Origin of the sequence: Streptomyces coeruleofuscus, from assembly GCF_039532725.1 — a bacterium.
GTDB classification, from domain to species: Bacteria; Actinomycetota; Actinomycetes; order Streptomycetales; family Streptomycetaceae; genus Streptomyces; species Streptomyces coeruleofuscus.
The window spans coordinates 656,029-678,463 of sequence record NZ_BAAASE010000005.1; the positions used below are offsets into that span (position 1 = coordinate 656,029).

The 22,435-nt window shown below is 73.3% G+C and carries 22 protein-coding genes; 11 read left to right on the forward strand and 11 right to left on the reverse strand.

Annotated features, from left to right (window positions below; genetic code table 11):
* Position 1: 1 nt before the first annotated feature.
* From ABFX81_RS22335 to ABFX81_RS22355, 5 genes are all read right to left on the reverse strand, one after another.
* Complete coding sequence (locus ABFX81_RS22335; RefSeq protein ID WP_086850867.1) at positions 2-607, reverse strand: ATP/GTP-binding protein; 606 nt, start codon at positions 605-607, stop codon at positions 2-4.
* 63 nt (positions 608-670) lie between these two features.
* Positions 671-1,081 (reverse strand): DUF742 domain-containing protein, encoded by a 411-nt coding sequence (locus tag ABFX81_RS22340; protein WP_086850866.1) that lies wholly within the window; start codon positions 1,079-1,081, stop codon positions 671-673.
* Between the two features lie 22 nt (positions 1,082-1,103).
* Positions 1,104-1,541 (reverse strand): roadblock/LC7 domain-containing protein, encoded by a 438-nt coding sequence (locus ABFX81_RS22345; RefSeq protein ID WP_020277336.1) that lies wholly within the window; start codon positions 1,539-1,541, stop codon positions 1,104-1,106.
* Positions 1,538-4,084 carry a sensor histidine kinase gene (locus tag ABFX81_RS22350; protein WP_346138546.1) on the reverse strand — a complete coding sequence of 849 codons (2,547 nt, stop codon included), beginning with the start codon at positions 4,082-4,084 and terminating at the stop codon, positions 1,538-1,540. The genes ABFX81_RS22345 and ABFX81_RS22350 overlap by 4 nt, the downstream gene beginning before the upstream one ends.
* A gap of 155 nt (positions 4,085-4,239) precedes the next feature.
* Complete coding sequence (locus ABFX81_RS22355; protein WP_086844623.1) at positions 4,240-5,013, reverse strand: MHYT domain-containing protein; 774 nt, start codon at positions 5,011-5,013, stop codon at positions 4,240-4,242.
* A gap of 152 nt (positions 5,014-5,165) precedes the next feature.
* Between ABFX81_RS22355 and ABFX81_RS22360 the strand changes: the two genes are divergently transcribed.
* Entirely contained in the window at positions 5,166-5,765 is a 600-nt protein-coding gene (locus ABFX81_RS22360; protein WP_086844629.1) for a methyltransferase domain-containing protein, read from the forward strand.
* A gap of 48 nt (positions 5,766-5,813) precedes the next feature.
* Here ABFX81_RS22360 and ABFX81_RS22365 read toward each other — a convergent pair whose 3' ends face one another.
* Positions 5,814-6,716 (reverse strand): oxygenase MpaB family protein, encoded by a 903-nt coding sequence (locus tag ABFX81_RS22365; protein WP_086844625.1) that lies wholly within the window; start codon positions 6,714-6,716, stop codon positions 5,814-5,816.
* Positions 6,717-6,814: 98 nt separating this feature from the next.
* Between ABFX81_RS22365 and ABFX81_RS22370 the strand changes: the two genes are divergently transcribed.
* Together ABFX81_RS22370 and ABFX81_RS22375 are read left to right on the forward strand one after the other, a co-directional pair.
* The gene (locus ABFX81_RS22370) at positions 6,815-7,111 is read left to right on the forward strand and encodes a hypothetical protein (RefSeq protein WP_346138547.1); all 297 of its coding nucleotides are present in this window, start codon (positions 6,815-6,817) and stop codon (positions 7,109-7,111) included.
* A 135-nt stretch (positions 7,112-7,246) separates the two neighbouring features.
* Positions 7,247-8,104 (forward strand): hypothetical protein, encoded by an 858-nt coding sequence (locus ABFX81_RS22375; RefSeq protein ID WP_346138548.1) that lies wholly within the window; start codon positions 7,247-7,249, stop codon positions 8,102-8,104.
* 68 nt (positions 8,105-8,172) lie between these two features.
* Here ABFX81_RS22375 and ABFX81_RS22380 read toward each other — a convergent pair whose 3' ends face one another.
* Positions 8,173-8,355, reverse strand: coding sequence for a hypothetical protein (locus tag ABFX81_RS22380; RefSeq protein ID WP_010040978.1), 183 nt, complete (start codon positions 8,353-8,355; stop codon positions 8,173-8,175).
* A 224-nt stretch (positions 8,356-8,579) separates the two neighbouring features.
* On the opposite strand from ABFX81_RS22380, the gene ABFX81_RS22385 reads away from it, so the two are divergent.
* Positions 8,580-11,462, forward strand: a complete 2,883-nt coding sequence (locus ABFX81_RS22385; RefSeq protein WP_428837209.1) for a DEAD/DEAH box helicase — start codon at positions 8,580-8,582, stop codon at positions 11,460-11,462.
* Complete coding sequence (locus ABFX81_RS22390; RefSeq protein ID WP_086854642.1) at positions 11,459-12,742, forward strand: SWF or SNF family helicase; 1,284 nt, start codon at positions 11,459-11,461, stop codon at positions 12,740-12,742. The genes ABFX81_RS22385 and ABFX81_RS22390 overlap by 4 nt, the downstream gene beginning before the upstream one ends.
* Here ABFX81_RS22390 and ABFX81_RS22395 read toward each other — a convergent pair.
* Positions 12,731-13,069, reverse strand: a complete 339-nt coding sequence (locus ABFX81_RS22395) for a hypothetical protein (RefSeq protein WP_086854648.1) — start codon at positions 13,067-13,069, stop codon at positions 12,731-12,733. The two genes, ABFX81_RS22390 and ABFX81_RS22395, sit on opposite strands and share 12 nt — an antisense overlap.
* 178 nt (positions 13,070-13,247) lie before the next feature.
* Entirely contained in the window at positions 13,248-14,414 is a 1,167-nt protein-coding gene (gene xylA / locus ABFX81_RS22400) for a xylose isomerase (RefSeq protein WP_086854643.1), read from the reverse strand.
* Positions 14,415-14,529: 115 nt separating this feature from the next.
* Between xylA and xylB the strand changes: the two genes are divergently transcribed.
* The 6 genes from xylB to ABFX81_RS22430 all read left to right on the forward strand — a co-directional run bounded on the left by xylB (position 14,530) and on the right by ABFX81_RS22430 (position 21,102).
* Positions 14,530-15,975, forward strand: a complete 1,446-nt coding sequence (gene xylB / locus ABFX81_RS22405; RefSeq protein WP_086854644.1) for a xylulokinase — start codon at positions 14,530-14,532, stop codon at positions 15,973-15,975.
* 15 nt (positions 15,976-15,990) lie between these two features.
* Entirely contained in the window at positions 15,991-17,199 is a 1,209-nt protein-coding gene (locus ABFX81_RS22410) for an ROK family protein (protein WP_086854645.1), read from the forward strand.
* 247 nt (positions 17,200-17,446) lie between these two features.
* A complete protein-coding gene (locus tag ABFX81_RS22415; protein WP_086854646.1) occupies positions 17,447-18,049 on the forward strand; it encodes an N-acetylmuramoyl-L-alanine amidase in 603 nt (200 codons plus the stop codon).
* Between the two features lie 115 nt (positions 18,050-18,164).
* The gene (locus ABFX81_RS22420) at positions 18,165-18,560 is read left to right on the forward strand and encodes a luciferase domain-containing protein (RefSeq protein ID WP_086854647.1); all 396 of its coding nucleotides are present in this window, start codon (positions 18,165-18,167) and stop codon (positions 18,558-18,560) included.
* 45 nt (positions 18,561-18,605) lie between these two features.
* A complete protein-coding gene (locus ABFX81_RS22425) occupies positions 18,606-19,736 on the forward strand; it encodes a bifunctional class I SAM-dependent methyltransferase/NUDIX hydrolase (protein ID WP_346138550.1) in 1,131 nt (376 codons plus the stop codon).
* 127 nt (positions 19,737-19,863) lie between these two features.
* On the forward strand, positions 19,864-21,102 hold the full coding sequence (locus ABFX81_RS22430; RefSeq protein WP_346138551.1) for a phosphodiester glycosidase family protein: 1,239 nt from the start codon (positions 19,864-19,866) through the stop codon (positions 21,100-21,102).
* A gap of 2 nt (positions 21,103-21,104) precedes the next feature.
* On the opposite strand, the gene ABFX81_RS22435 is transcribed toward ABFX81_RS22430, so the two are convergent.
* Positions 21,105-21,299, reverse strand: coding sequence for a hypothetical protein (locus tag ABFX81_RS22435; RefSeq protein ID WP_086599191.1), 195 nt, complete (start codon positions 21,297-21,299; stop codon positions 21,105-21,107).
* A 153-nt stretch (positions 21,300-21,452) separates the two neighbouring features.
* Positions 21,453-22,316, reverse strand: coding sequence for a PI-PLC domain-containing protein (locus tag ABFX81_RS22440; RefSeq protein ID WP_086840470.1), 864 nt, complete (start codon positions 22,314-22,316; stop codon positions 21,453-21,455).
* Positions 22,317-22,435 lie beyond the last annotated feature (119 nt).

Genomic DNA, 22,435 nt, shown 5'->3' on the forward strand with positions numbered 1-22,435 from the left:
GTCAGCCGACCGAGTCGAGAAGCCGGGCGGTGTGCATCCGCCCGGCGTACTCGACGAGCCGGATCAGCACCTCCTTTCCCGAGTCGCGGTCCCGGGCGTCGCACAACACCACGGGCGTGCCCCGGTCGAGGTCGAGGGCGCGCGAGACGTCCTGGGCGCCGTGCCGCCGGGCGCCCGTGAAGCAGTTGACGGCCACCACGAACGGGATGCGCCGGTGCTCGAAGTAGTCGACCGCGGGGAAGCAGTCCTCCAGGCGACGGGTGTCCGCCAGGACCACCGCGCCGAGCGCCCCTTGCGACAACTCGTCCCACAGGAACCAGAACCGGTCCTGGCCCGGCGTGCCGAACAGGTACAGGGAGAGGCCGGAGCGGATGGTGATGCGTCCGAAGTCCATGGCGACGGTCGTGGTGGTCTTGTGGTCCACACCGTCGGTGTCGTCCACCAGCTGGCCGGCTTCGCTCAGCAGTTCCTCGGTGCGCAGTGGCCGGATCTCGCTGACGGCGCCCACCAGGGTGGTCTTGCCCACGCCGAACCCGCCGGCGACCAGTATCTTCAACGCCAGTGCGGAGGTGTCGCCGCCGGTGGCGTCGGAGTCTTCGGAGACCATTGATCACTTCTCTCGGGAGTGCCGGCAAGGGGTGAGGTGAGTACGTGGGCGGTGTGCCGGCGTCTACAGCGCCCTCAGTCCCGCGATCACCTCGCGCAGGATGCGCTCGTCGGGCAACTGTGCCGGCGGCACGGGGCGGCTGACGGTGACGCTGCCGAGTTCCAGGAGGTCGCCGAGGAGGACCCGGACGACGCCCACGGGCAGGTCCGCGCCCGCGGCGAGTTCGGCGACCGACTGGGTCTCCGTACGGCACAGCTCGAGGAGGGTCCGGTGTTCCGGACCGAGCGGGACGTCGTCCACGCCGGGCGCGGACGGGTCCAGCGTGACCAGGGCGATCAGGTCGAACCGCACGCCGGTGGGGCCGGGCCGGGTGCGGCCGCCCGTCATGGCGTAGGGGCGGACGAGCGGGCCGGCCTCGTGGTCGTACCACTGGCTGCCCTGCTCGGGCGGGGTGCCCGTCATGTCCTCGGTCATCTGCGCGGACCGCCCTCTCGGTTCATCCGGCGGCGGGAGGCCGGGCGCCGACGCGGGGCGCGGTGCCGAGGTGCTCGCCGACGCGTTTGACCAGGCGTGCCATCTCGTACGCCACGAGCCCGATGTCGGCGGTCACGGCGGTGAGGAGGGCGAGGCAGGATCCGTCGCCCGCCGCTGCCACGAACAGGAAGCCCTCGTCCATCTCCACCATGGTCTGGCGGACACCGCCGGCACCGAAGTGCCGTCCGGCTCCCTTGGCGAGGCTGTGGAAGCCCGAGGCGACCGCGGCGAGGTGCTCGGCGTCCTCGCGGCGGAGGTCGGTCGAGGCGCCCACGGCCAGGCCGTCGTTGGACAGCACCACGGCGTGCCGTATCTCGCTCACGCGCAGCACCAGATCGTCCAGCAGCCAGTCGAGTTCGCCGGAGCTCCGGGCGGAATGCGTGCTCGGGTCCTGGATCATGCGGGGTCTCCTTCGAAGCTGTCGCTGCCCGACGGGCCGGGCGTGGTTCCGCGGCCGGGTCGCCTGCCGCCGCCGCGCGTCCAGCCGTCGCGATACGCCGCCATGCGGTCCCGGACGAGCTCGGGGGTGCGTTCGTCGTCCCGGGGTGCCGGCGAGGGCGGGGGCTCATCGGGGCGCCCCTCGCGCAGTTGGGGTGCGAGGCTGGCCTGCCGCACGCGACGCGGGAGGTCGTCGGAGCCTTCGGGCTGCTCCTGGGGCCGGTGCAGTCGCAAGGTGGCGACTCCTGGGGGTGGGGTGTGGCTCGTGGTCTCCGCGGCGGCCGGGACGGGAGCCACCAGGGCGCGCCGGTCGGCCGGGGCCGGGACGGCGTCGGGGGCGGTGTCCTGATGCGGTATGCCGTCGGGCACGCGCGCGTGGGCGCGTTCCTCGGTCTGCCGCGCCTGCGCCGCTTCGCCGTGGGGACGTTCCGCTGCACCGTGGGCACGTTCCGCCGCCCCGGTGTGCAGCAGGGCGGTGGGCACCAGGACGACCGCGGTGGTGCCGCCGTACGGCGATGTCCTCAGGTGGACCTTGATGTCGTGCCGGGCGGCGAGCCTGCTGACCACGAACAGGCCGAGCCGGTCGCTGTCGAACAGGTCGAGCGCCTCGGACTGCTCGATGCGGCGGTTGGCCTCGGCGAGGGTCTCCTTGCCCATGCCGAGGCCGCGGTCCTCGACCTCGACGGCGTAGCCGTTGCCGACGGGTTCGCCGGTCACGCGCACGCGCGTGTGGGGCGGCGAGAACTGGGCGGCGTTCTCGATGATCTCGGCGAGGAGGTGCGTGAGGTCGGCCACGGCCGCGCCCACGACGGCCGCCTCGGGGAGCTGCCGTACCTCCACGCGCGCGTAGTCCTCGACTTCGGAGACGGCCGCGCGGACCACGTTGGTCAGGGAGACCGGCCTGCGCCAGGCCCGTCCGGGGGCCGCTCCGGAGAGGATGATCAGGCTCTCCGCGTGGCGCCGCATGCGGGTGGTGAGGTGGTCGAGACGGAAGAGGTCGCTCAGTTCGTTCGGGTCGTCGGAGCGGCGTTCCATGCTGTCGAGGAGGCTCAGCTGCCGGTGGACGAGGATCTGGCTGCGGCGGGCGAGGTTGACGAAGACGCCGGAGATGCCGCTGGCGAGTTCGGCGCGCTCTACGGCGGCCCGCAGCGCGGCACGATGGACGGTGCCGAGGGCCTCGGCGACCTGTCCGGTCTCGTCGTCGGCGGACTGACCCGGTGGTGCCTCGGCACGGATGTCGATCTCCTCGCCCGCGCGCAGTCTCCGCATGGCCTCGGGGAGTTTGCGCCGGGCGATCTCCAGGGCGCCGTTGCGCAGGCTCACGAGCTCCACCACGAGGCCGCGGCCGATGCGTACGGAGATGACGAGCGAGGCGGCGACGGCGGCGAGGCCGAGCAGGACGGCCGCGCCGGCCGGGGTGAGCAGTCCCCGCGTGAACGGGTCGGCCCGCTGCGCGACGCCTCGTGCGGCGTCGTCCTCGATCGTGCGCATACCGTTCTGCACGCGCGCGTGGGCGGTGTTCCAGGTGCTCTCGGTTATCGCCTCGATCGCCTTGGCACCCGGTCCGGCGGCGAGGATGCCGTCCTCGGCGTCGCCCAGCCCGGCGTAGGCACTGCTGTCGGCGAGGGCGTTCCATGCGGAGCGTTCGGTGCCGCGCAGGTCGGTGACGGCGGACTCGGTCAGGGTGCGGCGCAGGTCGACGGCGCCGGTGAACAGCCGGAGCCGCTCCCCGGTCAGCGTCCCGGACAGGCGGGCACTCGCCAGGAGCGCGTCCTCCCGGGCCAACGCCTCGCCGGCCCGGGAGAATTCGAGCAGCACGCGCGCGTCGGAGCCGAGGTCGGCGTCCTGGATGCCGGTGAGGGCACCGCCGACGCCGAGAGCCTCGGAGATGGTCCCGGTGTAGCGGTGGTACGTCTCGGCCCAGCCCGCGCGCCGGTCCCGCACCTCGGTCCGCAGCGGACGCAGTTGCTCGGCACCGGTGACGAACGCCTCCAGCCGGCGGGCGACTCCGGCGGGCAGTTCCTCGCTGTCGGCGACGGTGCTGTTCTTGCCGAGCCGCAGTTTCGCGACGGCCCGGTCGGTGCGCCGGGCGAGTTCGTCCAGTTCGTCGGTCCGTGCGGCGGAGGGGTCCGTGGCGCGGCGTACCGCGGCGGCGCGTTCGGCCTGGAGGGCGGCGACCGCGGCGGAGACGGGGGCGCGGACCATGGCGTCCACGCGCTGGACCTGCCGCAGCCGGGAGACGTCCTGGGCGGTGGTGACGGTGGCGTGGGCCCACAGGGCCAGGAGGGAGACGACCGGCACCATCAGCAGGCAGATGATCTTGGCGCGCACGGTACGGGGTCGTATGTGCCAGCGCTCCGCGCGCGTGGGCACTCCGTCCGGTGCGGCCCCCGAGGGCGCCTCGGAGGCCTCGTCGGCCGGTGGTCCGGCATGCGCGCGGCGACCGCGCACGGGCGTGGGCGGCGCCTCGGCGCCGGTTGTGGGGGTCCTACGGGGTGTACGCATGGACTCCTCGCTCGGGGGTGGTTCGGGGCGTGTCACTCCGGCTTCAGAGCGTGCCGTCCGGGCTTGCTCTGTCTGCCGTCCGGACCGTGACCGTGGGATGTGCCACCCGAAGGGCCTGTCGCCCGCCACGCCGGGCCTCGGTCGCGGGATCGCGGCTAACGGACGACGCTCTCGACCGGCCGCTGGGCCGACGCGGACGCCTCACGCTCCCCTGCCGTCGGCGACAGCGCCACGAAGGCGGAGGTCAGGAAGAGGTAGGACCCGAGGCCGACGGCGAGGGGGAAGATGAACTGCATCGCCGTGGCCCCGGGCAGTGCCTCCCCGGAGGGCGTCACGCGCACGCTCACCGCGAACATCCCGGTGTAGTGCATGCTGCTGACGGCCGCGCCCATGATCAGGGAGGCGATGGTGACCGCGACGGGCGACTTGATGTTGAGCGCCGCCCACAGAGCCGCCGTCGCGGCGACGACGGCGATCAGGACGGAGAGCCCGACGAGCACCGGGTCGTAGGTCACGTCCCCGTGCAGGCGGACGGCCGCCATGCCCAGGTAGTGCATGCTGGCGACGCCGAGACCGGTGGTGAGCCCGCCGATCAGCAGGGCCCGGCCGCGGTCCCGGCCGTAGCCGACGGCGAAGACGCCGGCGCAGACGACGACCATGGCGACGAGCAGGCTCAGCAGGGTGAGCGGCACGTCGTAGCGGATGTCGGTGCCGGCGACGCTGAAACCGAGCATGGCCACGAAGTGCATGGTCCAGATACCGGTGCCGATCGCCGAGGCGGCCGTGACGAGCCAGTTGCGCCGCGAGCGCCCGGTGGCGGCGAGCGCGCGGACGGTGCAGCGCAGCCCGAGGGCGGCGCCTGTACAGGCCATCACGTACGACAGCGCGGGGGTCAGCCACCCCAGGGCGGCGTGGTCCAGGTGTCCCATGACCCCGGGACGCTAGACCCGGCAGGGGCGCACAAAGGGGGCGCATTTCGAAAGCTGTTGGAATATGACGCAAGGGTGTACCGGAACGATCGGGTCACGCTCGAACGTGTGCACTGAGGCGTCATCCGTGCCGGTGAGGAATCATGCCGTACATGAGCGACGACCAGACGCGTGTCCAGGAGTTCTTCACCGCCCGCGCCGCCGACTGGGACAGCCGGTTCCCCGATGACGGTCCGGCCTACGCCGCCGCGGTCGCCGAGCTCGGACTGCGCCCGGGCGACCGCGTACTCGACGCCGGGTGCGGCACCGGACGCGCCCTGCCGCCGCTGCGTGCCGCCGTGGGCCCCTCGGGAGTGGTGCTCGGGGCGGATCTGACCCCGGCCATGCTGCGGGAGGCCGTGCGGGCCGGACGAAACCGTGACGGGGCGTTGCTGCTCTCGGACGTCGCCGCGCTGCCGCTGCGTTCGCACTCGCTGGACGCCGTGTTCGGGGCGGGCCTGATCTCGCATCTGCCGAGTCCGGCCGAGAATCTGCGGGAGCTGGCGCGCGTCGTGCGTCCCGGTGGTGTGCTGGCGCTGTTCCACCCGATCGGCAGGGCCGCCCTGGCCGCGCGCCACGGCCGCCCGCTCACCCCGGACGACCTGCGCGCCGAGTCCAACCTCAGGCCGCTGCTGGCCGGTTCGGGATGGCAGCTGACGTCGTACGTCGACGAGGACTCCCGCTTCCTGGCGCTCGCCGTCCGCGAGGACTGAGCTGCCGCACCGCCCGGCCGCATCACCCGGCTCGGTCCCTCTGCTTCGTCACCCGGCTTCCGCGTCCGACGCCGCCACGTGCCGCACGGGACAGCCCCGGACGCCCGCGACCGGGCGCGTGCCCAGGTCGTCGAGCCGGTAGCCGTACGGATAGCCCTTGATCTCCCAGTTCTGGCGGGCGAAGTGCGGGGCGCTCCGGGGCGGCAGCAGACGGACGGCGCGGCCCCGCAGCCGTACCGCGCGACGCACCCACGCGCGCGTGGCGGCGCTGGGCGGGGTGTAGCGGAAGACGCGGAGCAGCGAGTCGTCGAGCAGCGCGAGGGTCGTGGTGCGCAGCAGCGGCGCGAGCGGGCGCGGGTACCAGGAGGACATCAGATCGAGCGTGGCGTCCGAGACCCGCCGGGCCTCCTCGTCCCACGCGAAGTGGGCCGCCTCGTAGCCGTCGAGGCAGCTCTCGAACTCCTCGTAGGTCTCGGGGATGTCCTTGATGCCCATGTGCCGGCCCAGCGTGCGGTAGTGGACGACGCTGGCCACGATCTCGTGGCGCGACATCCTGCGCCACCCGTAGGCGTCGATCCACCGTTTGGGCACCACGACGAACGTGCAGAGCACGTAGCGCATGTCGTCGTTGCTGATGTCGTAGCTGCGGTGCATCTGGTTGATGCGGCGGATCGCGGTCTTGCCCTCGTCGCTGCCGAAACCGTGCTCGACCACGGCGTCCAGGAGCAGCGACGTGTCGTCGTAGCGCTGCTGTGTCCGCTCCGTGAGCTCCGCCGTCTCGGCGAGCAGCCGGCCGATGCTCGGGACGGCGTACGTGCGGTACAGGGCCAGCTCCAAGGCGCGGGTGAAGTCCCAGGGAAACTCGTACGCCACGCTCAGCCGGTAGACCTCCGTGGCCTCCCGGTACGGGTCCATCCGACGTATCTGTTCCAGCCGCGCGAAGCGCTTCACAGTGCCATCCCCCTTCTGTCACCGGAGATCCAACTTTACGTTGGAGTCAGCGAGATGACCGGCAGGCGGGACATCCGCACAGGGGGAAGGTGGTCAGCATGTGGGGCAAGGTCCGGAAGGCCGGAGACAGAGTCGCTCACGCCTTGCGCACGGAGACGAAGGCCGGCGAGGGCAAACGTCCGCACAATCTCTTCGAGGCGGCCGCGGCCTACGTCACGGCGAGCGCGGAGGACGACCAGGAACGGGCCGACGAGGCGGCCGGCTGGGTCTCGCCCGAGGCGCTGTCGTTCGGGGTGAACGAGCTGGCCGGCCGGGCCGTCGTCGCGCTCGCACGGGAACGCGGCGAATCGCCCCGGACCGTGGCCCGTGAGCTGCTGGGGCTGCCGGCGGAGTGACGCGCCCCGACAGGACGGCCGATTCGCCCCGTCCGCCGGAAAAGGGCAGCCCCTGGTGCGCACGCAAGGCCGTGACAAGCGGCTTCCGCGCGCACTAGGGTGCGCGCCGGTGGACGAACCGATGGGGAGGCTGGGATGGCCGGGACGGATGAGGACACCGTCGCCGCCGCGGACGACGCGCTCTACGTGCTCACGGCGGTGCTTCTGACGCCGGCGCAGTTCCCGAGCGTGCTGGGCGACGACTATCCGGAGGCGTGCGCGGCGCTCGGCCTGGCGCCGCTCGCCGACGGGTACGGGCTGGTGCTCGGCCAGGACGGCGAGGGCGCCCGGTGGACGGTGGTCATCGACGACGTCTCCCTGGTGGCCGTCGCGATCGCGTCGTGGGACTGCGGGATGGAGTACGAGCTGTCGCCCGACGAGCGCACGGTCGTCGCGGCCCTGCCCGGCTGGCCTCTCGCGGTCGCCGTGGCGGCGCCCGGAGTGCCCGCGCCGCACGATCCCGGCCCGGAGGCCGACGACCGGCCCCCGCTGACCCCGCCGGACACCGCCGTCTGGGGTCCGGCCCAGCGGCGCCTGGGCGCGGACGAGATCGCACTTCAATGGGCGATGTGGCGGGAACAGGTCGACGACTCGGCCTTCCCGGCGCCGGGGTCCCCGGCGCCCCCGGGCGGCGGGGGCGCTGCGGCCGACGGTCCGGGCGGAGGCGGGGAGAAGGGGCGGCAGGGCCACAGCGGCATCCGGCGCGTCCTCGCGGAGGCCCGCACGTACATCGACTCGCCGCCGCCGCTGGGCCGGGTCCGTTCGTCCTTCGCGCCGGGTGACGCGCGGACCCTGAGGGCCGACGGTCCCGGCTGGTCGCTCGTGGCCAGGACCGACGACATCGCCTTCGTGCTGCTGGACGAGGAACCGGGCGAGGTCCTGCCGGTGGGCCGGGGGCCGGAACTGCCGGGTCTCCTCGAAGCCCTCGACAAGATGGCCGTACGGCCGAACTGAGCCGGTGCGGCCTTCGGCCGCGCCGGACATCAGCGCGTCAACGGCCCAGCCTTTTGCTGGTCAGCGCGTCAACGGCCCAACTCCTTGCGGGTGGCGCGGCGCAGCCTGCGCCGCTGGGAGGGGTCCAGTGTGAGATACGCGGCTGCCGGGACTCCCAGGATGATCAGGAGCGATGCCCACCAGGGCAGCCAGATCAACAGGATGAGCCCGACCGCCACACCACCTGCGGCGATCTTGGCGTTCTTGGACATGATGTCGCCTCCTTCGCGGCCACTGCCGCTCTCTGTCTCGAAAACGGGCCCGCGCTTGCGGCGGTTCCTGACCGCGACCCTGAGACATCCCTGAGGCGCTACCCCTAGGCACCCCTGAGACCTCTATCGTGACCTACTTCACAGCCAAGTCATACCCAGAGGTTGCAGGAAGTGCTGTACCCTCGGCGACTCCGACTCAACTAGTCAAATTTGAGGAATCAGTCATAGCCGAGCATCCGACTCCCCCGGCATCCTCCGACTTCTCCGAACTGGCCCACTGCCACACCGTGTTCCTGCCCGGCGACCCGGCCCGGACGGGCAGCGTCGCCTTCTGGCGGCCGGACGGCGAGACCCCGCCGGTGACGGCCTCGGCGTCCGTAGCAGACCTGACCGTCGTCGTGCCCGGTGTCGACGGAGTCGAGCCGCAGAGCGTGCCCGCCGTCCTGGTGCCGGTGCGCACCGCCCTGCCGGTCCTCGTGCGCGCGCGTGCCGGCGCGCGGGGGCACCGGTCCACCGTGTTCTGGGGCGCGGCGGCCACGCACGCCCTGCACCTCGTGGCGCGCGGGCTCCTGCTGCCGGGGCTGTCCCCCGGCGACCACGACGCGTGGCGCACGGGCCCGCTGCGCGCCCAGGACGTCGAGGCCGTACGCCGCCTCGCCGCCGCCATGCCGCCCGAGGCGCACGCCGTGCCGCTGGCGGACGCCGGGGCGCTGCGGCTGCCCGACCCGGAGCAGCTCCTGCGCGCCTTCCTCGACGCGGTCGCCGACACCCTGCCCCGCTCCCCCGCCGCGCCGCTGGTCACCGGCGGCGCCGCCTACGCGTCACCCGAGCCGGTGCGGCTGCCCGAGCAGCGCGCGTGGGCCGCCGACGTCGCCGCAGGCCACGACGCCGGGGTGCGGCTGTCGCTGCGGATCGAGGCGGACGGCCTGACAGACATGACGGACGGCCTGACGGACGCGGCGGCCGATGAGGCGGGCGTGACGTTCCGGGCCGTGCTCCAGGTGCACAGCGTCAGCGATCCGGCGCTCGTGGCGGATGCCGCGGACGTCTGGGCCGGCGCCGAGGGCGAAGCCTTCGGTCCGCGCGCGCGGATGGACGCCCTGCTCGCCCTGCGCCGCGCGGCCCGGGCCTGGGCGCCTCTCACGCCCCTGCTGTCGGCGACCGTTCCGGACGCGGTCGAGCTCGCCGACGAGGAGGTCACCGAACTGCTCGGCACGGGCACCGGGGCACTGGCGGCGGCCGGAGTCGACGTGCACTGGCCGAAGGGGCTGACCCGCGAGTTCACCACGCGCGCGGTGGTGGGGCCTTCCGACGACGAACCGGAGTCCGGCAAGGCCTTCGCCGCCATGCCGTCGTTCCTGTCCGCCGACGCGCTGCTCGCCTTCGACTGGTCCTTCGCGCTGGGCGACCGGCGACTGAGCCGCGAAGAGCTGGACCGGCTCGCCGAGGCCAAGCGCCCTGTGGTGCGGCTGCGCGACCAGTGGGTCCTGATCGACCCTCAGGAGGTACGCCTGGCCCGCTCCCGGCAGGACCGCAAGGTCACGCCGGTGGACGCGCTGGGCGCGGCCCTGACCGGCTGGGCGGAGGTGGACGGCCGCCGGGTCGAGGTGCGGCCCACCGGGTGGCTGGCGGCCCTGCGGGAGCGGCTCGCGGACCCCGAGGCACAGCAGCCCGTGGAGCAGCCGGCCGCCCTCGCGGCCACCCTGCGGGACTACCAGCGGCGGGGCCTGAACTGGCTCGCCGGTATGACCTCGCTGGGCCTCGGCTGCTGCCTCGCCGACGACATGGGGCTCGGCAAGACGATCACGCTGATCGCCCTGCATCTGCACCGGCAGACCGACGCCCGGTCCGCCGGGCCCACCCTGGTGGTCTGCCCGACGTCCCTGATGGGCAACTGGCAGCGGGAGATCGAGCGGTTCGCGCCCGGCACACCCGTGAGGCGTTTCCACGGCGCGCGCCGCGGCCTCGACGGCCTGGCCGACGGAGAGTTCGTCCTCACCACGTACGGCACGATGCGCCTGGACGCGCCCCGGCTCGCCGAGGTGCCGTGGGGGATGCTCGTGGCGGACGAGGCCCAGCACGTGAAGAACCCGCACTCCTCGACCGCGCGGGAACTGCGTTCCATCGGCGCACGCGCGCGCGTGGCGCTCACCGGCACCCCGGTGGAGAACAACCTGTCGGAGCTGTGGGCGATCCTCGACTGGACCACTCCGGGGCTGCTGGGCCGCCTCGGCACCTTCCGCCGACGGTACGCGGAGGCCGTCGAGGGCGGTCAGGATCCGGGCGCCGCGGACCGGCTGGCCCGGCTCGTACGGCCGTTCCTGCTCCGCCGCCGCAAGTCGGATCCGGGCATCGCGCCCGAGCTGCCGCCGAAGACGGAGACCGATCACGCGGTGTCGCTCACCCAGGAACAGGCAGGCCTGTACGAGGCCGTGGTGCGCGAGGCGCTCGCGGAGATCTCCGGCGCCGGCAGCATGGCGCGGCGCGGACTGATCGTGAAGCTGCTGACCGGCCTCAAGCAGGTCTGCAACCACCCGGCGCAGTACCTCAAGGAGGAGCGGCCGGTGATCGCCGGACGCTCCGGGAAGCTGGAGCTGCTGGACGAGCTGCTCGACACGATCCTCGCCGAGGAGGCGGGCGTGCTCGTCTTCACGCAGTACGTGCAGATGGCCCGCCTCCTCGAACGGCACCTGGCAGCCCGGGGCACGCCCTCGCAGTTCCTGCACGGCGGGACGCCCGTCGTCCAGCGCGAGGCCATGGTGCGGCGCTTCCAGGACGGTGAAGTGCCCGTGTTCCTGCTGTCGTTGAAGGCGGCGGGCACCGGCCTGAACCTCACCCGGGCCGAGCACGTCGTGCACTACGACCGCTGGTGGAACCCGGCCGTCGAGGCCCAGGCGACCGACCGCGCGTACCGCATCGGCCAGACCCGGCCCGTGCAGGTGCACCGGATCGTCGCCGAGGGAACCATCGAGGACCGCATCGCCGAACTGCTGGCCCGCAAGCGGGAGCTGGCGGACGCGGTCCTGGGCTCCGGCGAGGCCGCCCTCACGGAGCTGACGGACGCGGAACTGGCGGATCTGGTCGAACTGCGAGGGGGCCTGCGATGACTCGGTACGACGGTGACACGGAGCGCACGTTCGCCGCGCTGCCGCCCGCGCACGGGCGGGGCTTCGCCGAGACCTGGTGGGGCCAGGCGTGGCTGAAGGCGCTGGAGGAAACGGCACTGGACTCGAAGCAGCTCAAGACGGGCCGCCGGCTCGCGCGCGCGGGAGCGGTGGGCGCGGTGTCGGTGCGCCCGGGGCGGCTCACGGCCGTCGTCCAGGACCGCGACCGCACGGCGCACCGGGCCGACGTCCTGCTGGAGGAGCTCTCGCCGGGACAGTGGGACCGGTTCCTGGACATGACCGTGGAGCGGGCCGGTCATGTGGCTGCACTGCTGGACCGGGAGATGCCTCCGCACCTGGTCGAGGACGCGGCGGCCGCGGGCGTCGAACTGCTGCCGGGCCTGGGCGATCTGGAGCCGGAGTGCGGCTGCGGAGCCTGGGACCACTGCGGCCACACGGCGGCGCTCTGCTACCAGGTGGCGCGGCTGCTGGACCAGGACCCGTTCGTCCTGCTCCTGATGCGCGGACGCGACGAAGCCACCCTGCTGCACGACCTCCAGTCGCGCAGCGGCGCGTCCGCCACGGAGCGTTCCGTCCAGGCGGGCGTGGACGCGGCCGAGGCGTACGCGGCCGGCGACATCCTGCCTCCGCTGCCTCCCCTGCCGGAACTCCCGGCCGAGCCGGGGGTGCCGCCGTCCCTGGACACCGAGACACCGCCTGCTCCGGGCATCGACCCGGCCGCGCTGGAGTTCCTGGCCGCCCGCACCGCCGTACAGACTCACCGCCTGCTCGCGGAGTCACTCCGGGCCCCGGACGAACGGCACGTTCCCGGCACGGACTTGTCCGTCTCGGAGGACGCCGTACGACTGGCCGCCGGCGAGCCCGGGAGGGAGGTGGCGGACCGCCTCGCCGACGGGTCGGGGCGCGGCCGGGAAGGTCTGGCGGCGGCGGTCCGGGCCTGGCGTCACGGTGGTACGGCCGCGTTGTCCGTGCTCGACGAGGAGTGGAAGGTGGAGGGCGAGCCGCTCGCACGCGCGCGTGCCGCCCTGGAGTCGGCCTGGGACGCGGACGAGCGACCGGAGCTGCGGGCGCGGAGCAACCGCTGGACGGTCGTCGGCGCACCGGTCCAGCTGCGCCTCGGCCGGGACGGCCGGTGGTGGCCGTACCACAGGGAGCGCGGCCGCTGGCTGCCCGCGGGAGGCGCCGCACTGGACCCTGCGACGGCACTGGCGTCGGCGGAGCTCGCCGCCGGTGATGAGACCGCTCCGGGTTCAGGACAGTAACTCGCCGGCGTCCAGGGACGGCAGGAGCGATTCGAAGCCGCTCGGCAGATCGCTCGGCAACTGGCTCGGAAAGCCCGACGGCAGCCGGGTCGGCAGCTCGCTGGGCAACTCGGTGGGCAGTTTCGTGGAGATACCGAAGGACGGAGCGGGGCTGCTGCTCGTGCTGTCAGCGGGCGGCTCCCGGTCCGGCGAGTCGTCGCTTCCCCTGGCCATCAGCACCACGAGGGACACGGCCACGACGGCCACGAGCACGGCGAGCAGGAGGAGCAGGGGGTTCCGGCGCCGGGGAGGCCCCGGCGGGTGAGGCGGTTCGGGCGGCATGGCCATACCGACCAGCGTCGCCGCGCACCGCTCAAGGCGGGAGGGGCGCACGGAAGTTGATACGGGCTCATGGCGTGGACCGCATGATTCCGGAGCATTACGGACCGTGATTCAGGAGCATTGCGGGCTCATCGGCCGGTCACACACCCCGTGACCGGCCGACGTCCCGCACGCGCGCGTGCGCTCAGCCGCGTGCCCCCAGCAGGTGGTCCATCGCCAGCTGGTCCAGACGCTCGAAGGCCATGCCGCGGGCAGCGGCCGCCTCGACGTCGAAGGCCTCGAAGGCCGACCGGTCGGCGAGCAGGGCCTGGAGGCCGTCCGCGGCGGTGGGCTGGGCCAGTTCGTCCAGGCGGGCCGCGCTCAGGGCCTCCTGGACCTCCGGGTCGGCACGGAAGGCGGCGGCGCGCTCCTTGAGGATGAGGTAGTTGCGCATGCAGCCGGCCGCCGACGCCCACACCCCGTCGAGGTCCTCGGTCCGCGGCGGCTTGAAGTCGAAGTGCCGCGGACCGGTGTAACCGGCCGACTCCAGCAGGTCGACCAGCCAGAACGCGGACCGCAGGTCGCCGGCACCGAAGCGCAGGTCCTGGTCGTACTTGATGCCCGACTGGCCGTTGAGGTCGATGTGGAACAGCTTGCCCGCCCACAGCGCCTGCGCGATGCCGTGCGGGAAGTTCAGTCCGGCCATCTGCTCGTGGCCGACCTCGGGGTTGACCCCGTACAGCTCCGGCCGCTCCAGGCGCTCGATGAACGCCAGGGCGTGGCCGACGGTCGGCAGCAGGATGTCGCCGCGCGGCTCGTTCGGCTTGGGCTCGATGGCGAAGCGCAGGTCGTAGCCCTGGGAGGTGACGTACTCGCCGAGCAGGTCGAAGGCCTCCTTCATCCGGTCCAGGGCCGCGCGGACGTCCTTGGCGGCGCCCGACTCGGCCCCCTCCCGGCCGCCCCAGGCCACGTACACCTGGGCGCCGAGCTCGACGGCGAGGTCGATGTTGCGGATGGTCTTGCGCAGGGCGTAGCGGCGCACGTCGCGGTCGTTGGCGGTGAACGCGCCGTCCTTGAAGACCGGGTGCGTGAAGAGGTTGGTGGTGGCCATCGGGACCTTCATGCCCGTGGCGTCCAGCGCCTGCCGGAAGCGCTTGATGTGGGCTTCGCGCTCGGTGTCGCTCGAGCCGAACGGGATCAGGTCGTCGTCGTGGAAGGTGACGCCGTGGGCGCCCAGCTCGGCCAGTCGCTGCACCGTCTCGACCGGGTCGAGGGCACGCCGCGTGGCGTCGCCGAAGGGATCCCGTCCCTGCCAGCCGACGGTCCACAGTCCGAAGGTGAACCTGTCCTCGGGGGTGGGCTGGTAGCTCATGCCGCGGCTCCTTGCTCGCTGGGCTATTTCGTCATGCCGATTTACAAATTAGTATGCGAGCACCTTCCTGGGAAGAGACAAGGTGTCTCGGGACGAGAGCAGAGGGAGAAACCCGATGTCAGAAGCCGAGGGTCCGCTCGTCGTCGGCGTGGACTCGTCCACCCAGTCCACGAAGGCGCTGGTCGTCGACGCGGCCACCGGCCGGATCGTCGCCACCGGCCAGGCGCCGCACACCGTCTCCTCGGGGGCCGGGCGCGAGAGCGATCCGCGCCAGTGGTGGGACGCGTTGTGCGAGGCCCTGCGCCAGTGCGGCGAGGCGGCGCACGAGGCCGCCGCGGTGTCGGTCGGCGGACAGCAGCACGGCCTGGTCGCGCTGGACGAGAGGGGCGAGCCGGTGCGCCCGGCGCTCCTGTGGAACGACGTGCGCTCGGCGCCGCAGGCGCGCCGGCTGACCGAGGAACTGGGCGGCGCCAAGTTCTGGGCCGAACGCACCGGCAGTGTCCCCGCCGCCTCCTTCACGGTCACCAAGTGGGCGTGGCTGGCCGAGCACGAGCCCGAGGCGGCGCGCGCCACGAAGGCCGTGCGCCTCCCCCACGACTACCTCACCGGGCGGCTCACCGGGCAGGGCACGACCGACCGCGGCGACGCTTCCGGGACGGGCTGGTGGGCGTCCGGTACGGAGGCGTACGACGAGGAGATCCTGGCGCACGTGGGGCTGGACGCGGCCCTGCTGCCCCGTGTGGTCCGGCCCGGCGAGGTGGCGGGCACGGTGCGCGACAGCCACGATCTGCCGTTCTCCAAGGGCACCCTGGTCGCCCCCGGCACCGGCGACAACGCCGCCGCCGCGCTGGGCCTCGGACTGCGTCCGGGCATGCCGGTGATGAGCCTCGGCACCTCGGGCACGGTGTACGCGGTGTCGCAGCGGCGGCCCGCCGACCCGAGCGGCACGGTGGCCGGTTTCGCCGACGCCCGCGGTGACTGGCTGCCGCTGGCCTGCACCCTGAACTGCACGCTCGCCGTGGACCGCGTCGCGACGCTGCTGGGCCTGGACCGCGAGGCCGTCGAGCCCGGCACGGCCGTGACGCTGCTGCCCTTCCTGGACGGCGAACGCACCCCGAACCTGCCGAACGCCTCCGGCCTGCTGCACGGCCTGCGCCACGACACGACCGCCGGCCAGCTGCTCCAGGCCGCCTACGACGGTGCCGTCCACTCCCTGCTCGGCGCACTCGACCTGGTCCTGGACCAGGACGCGGACCCCTCGGCACCCCTGCTGCTGATCGGCGGCGGTGCCCGGGGCGCGGCCTGGCAGCAGACCGTCCTGCGGCTGTCGGGGCGTCCCGTGCAGGTGCCCGAGGCCAAGGAGCTGGTGGCCCTCGGCGCCGCCGCGCAGGCGGCCGGGGTGCTGACCGGGGAGGACCCGGCTGCGGTCGCCCGGCGCTGGAACACGGCGGCCGGACCGGTGCTCGACCCCGTCGAGCGGGACGAGGAGACGCTGGCCAGGATCGCCGGGGTACTCTCCGACGCGGCTCCGCTGCTGGAGCGGCCCACGGACACCCACTGAGGACTGGCGTCAGGCATGACCGCACCACTGCACGAGGCCCGTCCGGCGGGGCCGGGACGCGCCCTGCCGGACACCCAGCAGGGCATGCGCCGCCGCAACCTCGCCCGTGTCCTGCACGCCGTCCGTGCCGAGGGGCCGCTGTCCAGGGCCGCCGTCGCCTCCCGGATCGGCCTGACCCGGGCGGCGGTGTCGACGCTCGTCGACGAACTCATCCGCTCGGGACTGCTGGAGGAACTGGGGCCCGAACGGCCCGGCCGGGTGGGCCGCCCCGGCTCCGCGCTCGCGCTGAGCGGACGCGGCCCGGCGGGGATCGGCGCGGAGGTCGGCGTCGACCATCTCGCGGTCTGTGCCGTGGACCTGCGCGGCGCGACCCGGTCGCGGGCGATACGCCAGGGCGCGAACCGCGGCCGCTCCCCCGAGCCCGTGCTCGCCGAGCTGACCGAACTCATCCACCGGGTCGTCGCCGAGGCGGAGGGCGAGGGCCTGTGGCCGGCCGGTCTCGCCGTGGCCGTGCCGGGTCTGGTGGCGCGGGACGCCCGGACCGTCGTACGCGCCCCGAACCTCGACTGGCACGACACGGACCTCGGTGCCCTGCTGCCGGCGGACCTCCCGCTGACCGTGGACAACGAGGCCAACTTCGGCGCGCTGGCCGAGCTCTGGCTCGGCGAGGGCACGCCGCGCGACTTCCTGCACGTGTCGGCGGAGATCGGCATCGGGGCGGCGGTCGTGGTGGACGGCGGACTGCTGCGCGGAACCCGCGGCTTCGCGGGCGAGTTGGGGCACGTGCCGGTCCAGCCGGACGGGCCGGAGTGCGCGTGCGGCGGGCGCGGGTGCCTGGAGCAGTACGCCGGCGAGGAGGCGGTGCTGCGCGCGGCCGGACTGGAGCCGGACGAGGACCGGGTCGGGCTGCTGGCCGGGCGCGCCGCCGAGGGCGACGAGGACGTACGCCGTGCCCTGCGCGACGCGGGCACCGCGCTCGGAGTCGCCCTGACCGGGGCGGTCAACCTGCTCGACCCGGAGAGCGTGGTGCTGGGCGGGGAGCTGTCGGGGCTGGCGCCGTGGCTGCTGCCGTCGTTGCGGGAGGAGCTGGCGCGCCGGACGGCTGGTCCGGCCTGTCCCGTGTCCGTGTCCCGGCTCGGTCCTCAGGGGCCGCTGCTGGGGGCCGCGCACTCGGTCGTGCGGGCGGTGCTGGACGATCCGGCCACCGTTGCCGAGCGGGCCTGAGGACCAGCCCCGGCCTCCAGGCGGGGCAGGAGCGGCACGCAACTGGAGCCGACACGAAGCCCGTCAATCACCCGACCGGGTGGGCGAGTTGTCCACATCTCCGCGTCCCTCCACCGGAAATCTTCGCTGCCCTCGGGCCGACCGGCAGGCGCCGTAACTTGATCCACGCGGGCCGCGACCACCACGGCCGCCGCTCCGAGCAGTTGACCAAGTGACACCCGCCGTCGAGCCCGGAAGGCACACACTCATGGAACGGACAACCCCCTTCACCAGCAGGCGAGGCCTCCTCATGGGCGCCGCCCTCACCGCCGTCCCGTACGCCCTGTTCCCCGCCGCACGGGCCGCCGCCCGACCCCAGGCAGTCGACCACCCCGGAGCCGCGTGGCACCCGGCGAGCCGCAGCAACTACACACCGTCGAACCGCCCCCGCGCCCATCCGCTGCACTACGTGGTCATCCACGTCGCGCAGACGACCTACTCCGGCACCCTGTCCGTCTTCCGGAACCCCAGGAGGAAGGTGTCCGCGCACTACGTGGTGCGCTCGTCCGACGGGCACGTGGCGCAGTGCGTGCGCGAGGCCGACATCGCGTGGCACGCGGGGAACTGGGACTACAACACCCGCAGCATCGGCATCGAGCACGAGGGCTGGGTGAACCGGCCCAAGTACTTCACCGACGCCATGTACGAACGGTCGGCCCGGCTCACCGCGGCGATCTGCGCGAGGTACGACATCCCCAGGAACCGGGCGCACATCATCGGCCACCACGAGGTGCCGGGCAGCGACCACACCGATCCGGGCCGCCACTGGGACTGGAAGCGCTATATGAGACTGGTCGACAAGTACGCCTGAGAACACCGCACTTCTCCGCCCCGCTACCCCCCTGCCCCCCTGCCCCCACCTCACGTCCCGGTTACAAATCGCTCAACCTCTGGTTGCGGCACGGTAAGCACGCGACGATGGGACCATGACTCTGGCCCAGCGCGCCCTGGAGCGTCTGCAGGCCTGGCCCGACCTGACGGCGGGCCCGGCGAGTTGCGGTACCGGACGGGCACTCCGTTCCCTCCGTGACGAGATCGTCCACTTCCACTCGGCACGGGACGTGGACCTCCACCTCACCCGCCGGGCCATCCAGCGCTTCCACTACGACCTCGCCGGTTCGAGCGCGATACACCTGGTTCCCGGATCGTGCTGGGCGACGGTCCACCTCGACTGCGAGGCGGACATCGACCTGCTGCTGAGCCTGGTGAGCATCGCCCTCAAGGCCCACCAGACCCGGCCCGCCGGCGAGGGGCCGGGGCTCGCCGCGTGCAACTTCCACCGTGTCGCGGTCCTTCCGCGCGACGCCGTGGCGGGCGGCTGAGCCTTGGAGAGGCGACCGGAGGCCGTCAACGCGGAGGCATGGCGTGTGTACGGAGAACACCACCTGCGGCGGGGCACGGCTCTGCCCGAGGTGGCGCGGATCGACTGGGGGTTCGAGGGCGCGGGGCCGGGGATCGAGGTGCTCGGGGAGCTGACGGGCCGGCGCGTGCTGGACCTCGGGTGCGGTCCGGCCCGGCACGCCGCCCATCTGGTCCGTGCTCACGGCGCGCTGGTGGACGCGGTCGACTCATCGGCCGGGCAGCACGAACGGGCGCGTGCCCGCTACGGCTCCCTGCCCGGGCTGCGGCTGGTCCTGGCCGACGCGGTGGAGCATCTGCGCTCGGCGGAGCCGTACGACGTCATCTACTCGGTCAACGCGGTGCCGTACATCGATCCGCGCCGGCTGCTGCCCGCCCTGGCGGCGGCGCTGAGGCCGGGCGGCAGGCTCTGCTTCACCGTGCTGCACACCAACTCGCACGGTGACGGACCGTCGGACGAGGTCGTCGCCCGGCCGGAGGTCCTGCGGCTGGCCGGCGGCGGGGACGTCACCGTCCAGATGTGGGTGCTCGACCCGGAGCTCTGGACGGCCCTGCTCGCCGAGCACGGGCTGCGGGTGGAGCAGGTCGACGTCCTCGACACACCGCAGGACGGCAACCACGCGTCGTACCGGCTCTTCCGGGTGACCCGGCCCGTGCGTGTCTCCTCCCGGCCGCGCACCGCCAAGCCGCCGGTGGCCCACGCCGCACTTGGGGTCGGCGCCATCCTGCACGGGCCCCGGGGACTGCTCCTGGGCCGCCACCGGCACGGGACGTGGGAGCTGCCCGGCGGGACGGTGGAGCCCGGGGAGTCGTTGCGGGAGGCGGTCGTGCGCGAACTCGGCGAGGAGACGGGGCTCGACGCCCGGCCGGAGGACGTCCGGCTGCTGGGGACGCTCCTCGACGACGCCGGCGGTGTCGTACGGGTGACGGTTTCCGCCCGGGTCACCGCCTGGCGGGGAGAGCCCTCGGACCAGCCCGGCGAGAGCGTGGGCCGCTGGCGCTGGTTCGCCCTGGACCGGCTGCCGGAGGAGCTGTTCGTGTGCAGCGCGCAGGCCCTCACCGCCTGGCGGCCTGGCCTGCCGATCGACCACGCGCCCGCTCACTTCACGCCGTACGACACCGGAACGGGCGACAGCTGAAGCACCCAGAGGGGTGCGTTTTTTCAGCCGTTCCCGCGTAGTCGGCGCTCAGCCACCCTGCCTGCCCTCGTGGTCTGGTGCACTGCCCCTGAGGGTCCGGACGGTTGACGAGGCATCAGGGGGCACGGTGACAGGTCGTCGCAGGCGACGGGGAGCAGGCAGAGCGGTACTGGCGTTTCTCACGGCGTTCGGGGCGCTGGCCGGTGCGGCCCTGGTGGGGGCGGCACCGGCCGGCGCCGTCCAGAAGGGCGTACGGGTCGCGCCGGGTGTCACGTACGAGGAGTTCGACATCAGGGCGGCCAAGGGAGTGGCCCACGCGCACGTGCTGAAGGTGGACCTGGACCATCCGCAGGTACGGGTCGATCTGCTGTATCCCGGGGCGGTGGCCTCGCGTGCGCAGGTCTCGCGGATGGCCGACGCCCAGGGGGCCGTCGCCGGTGTCAACGGCGACTTCTTCAACATCACCGAGGCGCAGCATCCGGGCGTCGAGGTGACCGGCGCGAGCGTGGGTCCGGCGATCGCGGCCGGGCGGACGCTCAAGGCGGCCGTGCCGAACGGCCAGCGTTTCGGACCCGCGCTGCCGCCCGGCACGACCACCGAGGACGTGTTCGGCGTCGGCACCGACGGAGTGGCGCGGCTGGACCGGCTGGCCCTGGACGGCTCGGTCCGTACGGCCGAGGCGCAGATGCCGCTGGGCGGGCTCAACCAGTACGCGCTGCCGGTGGGTTCGGTCGGCGCGTTCACCTCCGACTGGGGCAGCGTCTCCCGCGTGCGCGCCACGTGCGGCACGGACACGGACCGGGCGGCACCCTGCAGTTCGGACACGTACGAGGTGACGGTCCGCGACGGCAAGGTCGTGTCGGCCGCCGACACGCCCGGCAGCGGTGCCATCGCCGCGGGGACGACCGTGCTGGTCGGCCGGGAGGCCGGGGCCCAGCAGCTGCGGAAGCTGGCCACCGGCGAAGCGGTCGAGGTCGAGCACCGTCTCGTGGCGGCCACGGACGGCGCCGCGTACCGCCTCGCCCTCGGCGGCTACCCGGTCCTCACGGGCGGGCGGCCGCTGCCGGGCCTGGACGACACGGCGTCGGCCGTCCGCACGGCCGTGGGGATCGCCGACAGCGGGCGGCGCATGTTGCTGCTCGCGCTGGACGGCGCCACCGCCTACCGCAGCGGCCTGACGATCGCCGAAGTGGCCGACACCATGCGGGAGCTGGGCTCGGACGACGCCTTCAGCCTGGACGGCGGCGGGTCGTCGACGCTGGTCGCCCGGAAGGCGGGGGCGAGCACCGTCTCCGTGCGCAACCATCCCAGTGGCGGCGCCGAACGCGCCGTTCCGAACGGCATCGGCGTGTTCTCGGGGACGTGACGTCAGGGCCGCAGACTGCTGACGATGTCCGCCGTCGCCGTGAGGCCGCTGTGGATGGTGGGGGCGACGCTGGTGCTGGCCAGGTAGAAGCCGAGCAGCAGGCAGACCAGCGCATGGGAGACCTTCAGGCCGCCGTTGCGCAGGAAGATCACCGCCAGGATCGCGAGCAGCAGCACCACAGAGATGGAAATGGCCATCGTCGACTCCTCCGCCACGCCGCTGTGTCCGGTTCACGGCGTTCGGCCGTAAGTGTGGCGTAGCGGAGGGTCTGTCCGGGCAGCTGACCTGTCCGCCGAACGTGTGGTGTCCGTGTCCGGCGTGTCCCAGGTGTCCGACGCGTCGTACGCGATCTACACCGCCCGCCGGGCGTCCAGGAACGCCTCCAGTCCGGCGAGGTCGTCGGTGTTGAGGTAGTCGACGTCCGCGGCGAGCAGTTCGGCCCACAGCGCTTCCCGGGCGGGCCCGGCCAGGTCCGGGGTCGCCCAGAACCGCACCTTCTGGCCCCGCTTGTGCGCGGCCCGGACGATGCCCCGCAGCTTCTCCCGCTCGGCGTCCGGGAAGGTGCCCACGCCCTGCCAGGTGAAGTTCAGCGTCCAGTTGTCGCTGATCAGCGGGATGAAGGAGGCCGGCGCCTGGCTGCCGAGGTCGGCGAGCCGGCCGTCGTAGAAGGCGCGCCGGACCGTTTGGGCCTCCATGGGGGCGCGGGCCGCGCGGTCGCCGGAGACGACGGCGGTGACCGGGCCGGGGAGGACACGGCCGTGGGCATAGGTGGTGAACAGGTGTCGGTAGCGCCTGAGGTGGCGGTCGAGTTCGAGGTACGTCGACGAGCCCTCGGTCTTGATGTCGACGAGCAGTTGCAGCGAGCCTCGGTGCCCCCGGTACACGCGGCCTCGGTTGGCCCGCACACGCGTCGCGAGCGGGTCGAGGTAGAGGGACTCCAGCGTACGGGCCGGGTCGAGGTCCTCCGGGTCGTGGGCGACGAGGAGTTGGTCGCCGACCAGGTAGATGTCGGCTTCGACGCTGCCGAACCGGTGGTCCAGGGCATCGAGCAGGGGACGCGGGTGCTCGTAGTCGTTGTGGGCGTGAGCGCGCCACAACGGGCGGGGCCCGTGCCGCCGTTCGCCGGCGAGGGCATGGCCGGCGGGGAGGGCGACCGAGCCCGCGAGGGCGGCGCCGAGGGTGGTGAGGGCTCTGCGACGGGTGGTGAGGTCCATGCTCTGCCTCCCTGGAAGTGCCGTACGGGAACCCTGCGAGTATGGGGTTAGGGCAGGACCAAGGAGCAGGGCCTTGCGGGGAGTTGGCCGGAGAGCCGTCGTGCGTTCACTTCCGTTCA

What these genes read in the sequence shown, in the direction of transcription:
- ABFX81_RS22440 (WP_086840470.1), bottom strand. Translation starts at nt 22,316, where the DNA reads ATGGACCTCACCACCCGTCGCAGAGCCCTCACCACCCTCGGCGCCGCC.
- xylA (WP_086854643.1), bottom strand. Translation starts at nt 14,414, where the DNA reads ATGAGCTACCAGCCCACCCCCGAGGACAGGTTCACCTTCGGACTGTGG.
- ABFX81_RS22375 (WP_346138548.1), top strand. Translation starts at nt 7,247, where the DNA reads ATGGCCGGGACGGATGAGGACACCGTCGCCGCCGCGGACGACGCGCTC.
- ABFX81_RS22340 (WP_086850866.1), bottom strand. Translation starts at nt 1,081, where the DNA reads ATGACCGAGGACATGACGGGCACCCCGCCCGAGCAGGGCAGCCAGTGG.
- ABFX81_RS22410 (WP_086854645.1), top strand. Translation starts at nt 15,991, where the DNA reads ATGACCGCACCACTGCACGAGGCCCGTCCGGCGGGGCCGGGACGCGCC.
- ABFX81_RS22345 (WP_020277336.1), bottom strand. Translation starts at nt 1,541, where the DNA reads ATGATCCAGGACCCGAGCACGCATTCCGCCCGGAGCTCCGGCGAACTC.
- ABFX81_RS22435 (WP_086599191.1), bottom strand. Translation starts at nt 21,299, where the DNA reads ATGGCCATTTCCATCTCTGTGGTGCTGCTGCTCGCGATCCTGGCGGTG.
- ABFX81_RS22355 (WP_086844623.1), bottom strand. Translation starts at nt 5,013, where the DNA reads ATGGGACACCTGGACCACGCCGCCCTGGGGTGGCTGACCCCCGCGCTG.
- ABFX81_RS22390 (WP_086854642.1), top strand. Translation starts at nt 11,459, where the DNA reads ATGACTCGGTACGACGGTGACACGGAGCGCACGTTCGCCGCGCTGCCG.
- xylB (WP_086854644.1), top strand. Translation starts at nt 14,530, where the DNA reads ATGTCAGAAGCCGAGGGTCCGCTCGTCGTCGGCGTGGACTCGTCCACC.
- ABFX81_RS22350 (WP_346138546.1), bottom strand. Translation starts at nt 4,084, where the DNA reads ATGCGTACACCCCGTAGGACCCCCACAACCGGCGCCGAGGCGCCGCCC.
- ABFX81_RS22380 (WP_010040978.1), bottom strand. Translation starts at nt 8,355, where the DNA reads ATGTCCAAGAACGCCAAGATCGCCGCAGGTGGTGTGGCGGTCGGGCTC.
- ABFX81_RS22420 (WP_086854647.1), top strand. Translation starts at nt 18,165, where the DNA reads ATGACTCTGGCCCAGCGCGCCCTGGAGCGTCTGCAGGCCTGGCCCGAC.
- ABFX81_RS22395 (WP_086854648.1), bottom strand. Translation starts at nt 13,069, where the DNA reads ATGGCCATGCCGCCCGAACCGCCTCACCCGCCGGGGCCTCCCCGGCGC.
- ABFX81_RS22360 (WP_086844629.1), top strand. Translation starts at nt 5,166, where the DNA reads ATGAGCGACGACCAGACGCGTGTCCAGGAGTTCTTCACCGCCCGCGCC.
- ABFX81_RS22415 (WP_086854646.1), top strand. Translation starts at nt 17,447, where the DNA reads ATGGAACGGACAACCCCCTTCACCAGCAGGCGAGGCCTCCTCATGGGC.
- ABFX81_RS22370 (WP_346138547.1), top strand. Translation starts at nt 6,815, where the DNA reads ATGTGGGGCAAGGTCCGGAAGGCCGGAGACAGAGTCGCTCACGCCTTG.
- ABFX81_RS22335 (WP_086850867.1), bottom strand. Translation starts at nt 607, where the DNA reads ATGGTCTCCGAAGACTCCGACGCCACCGGCGGCGACACCTCCGCACTG.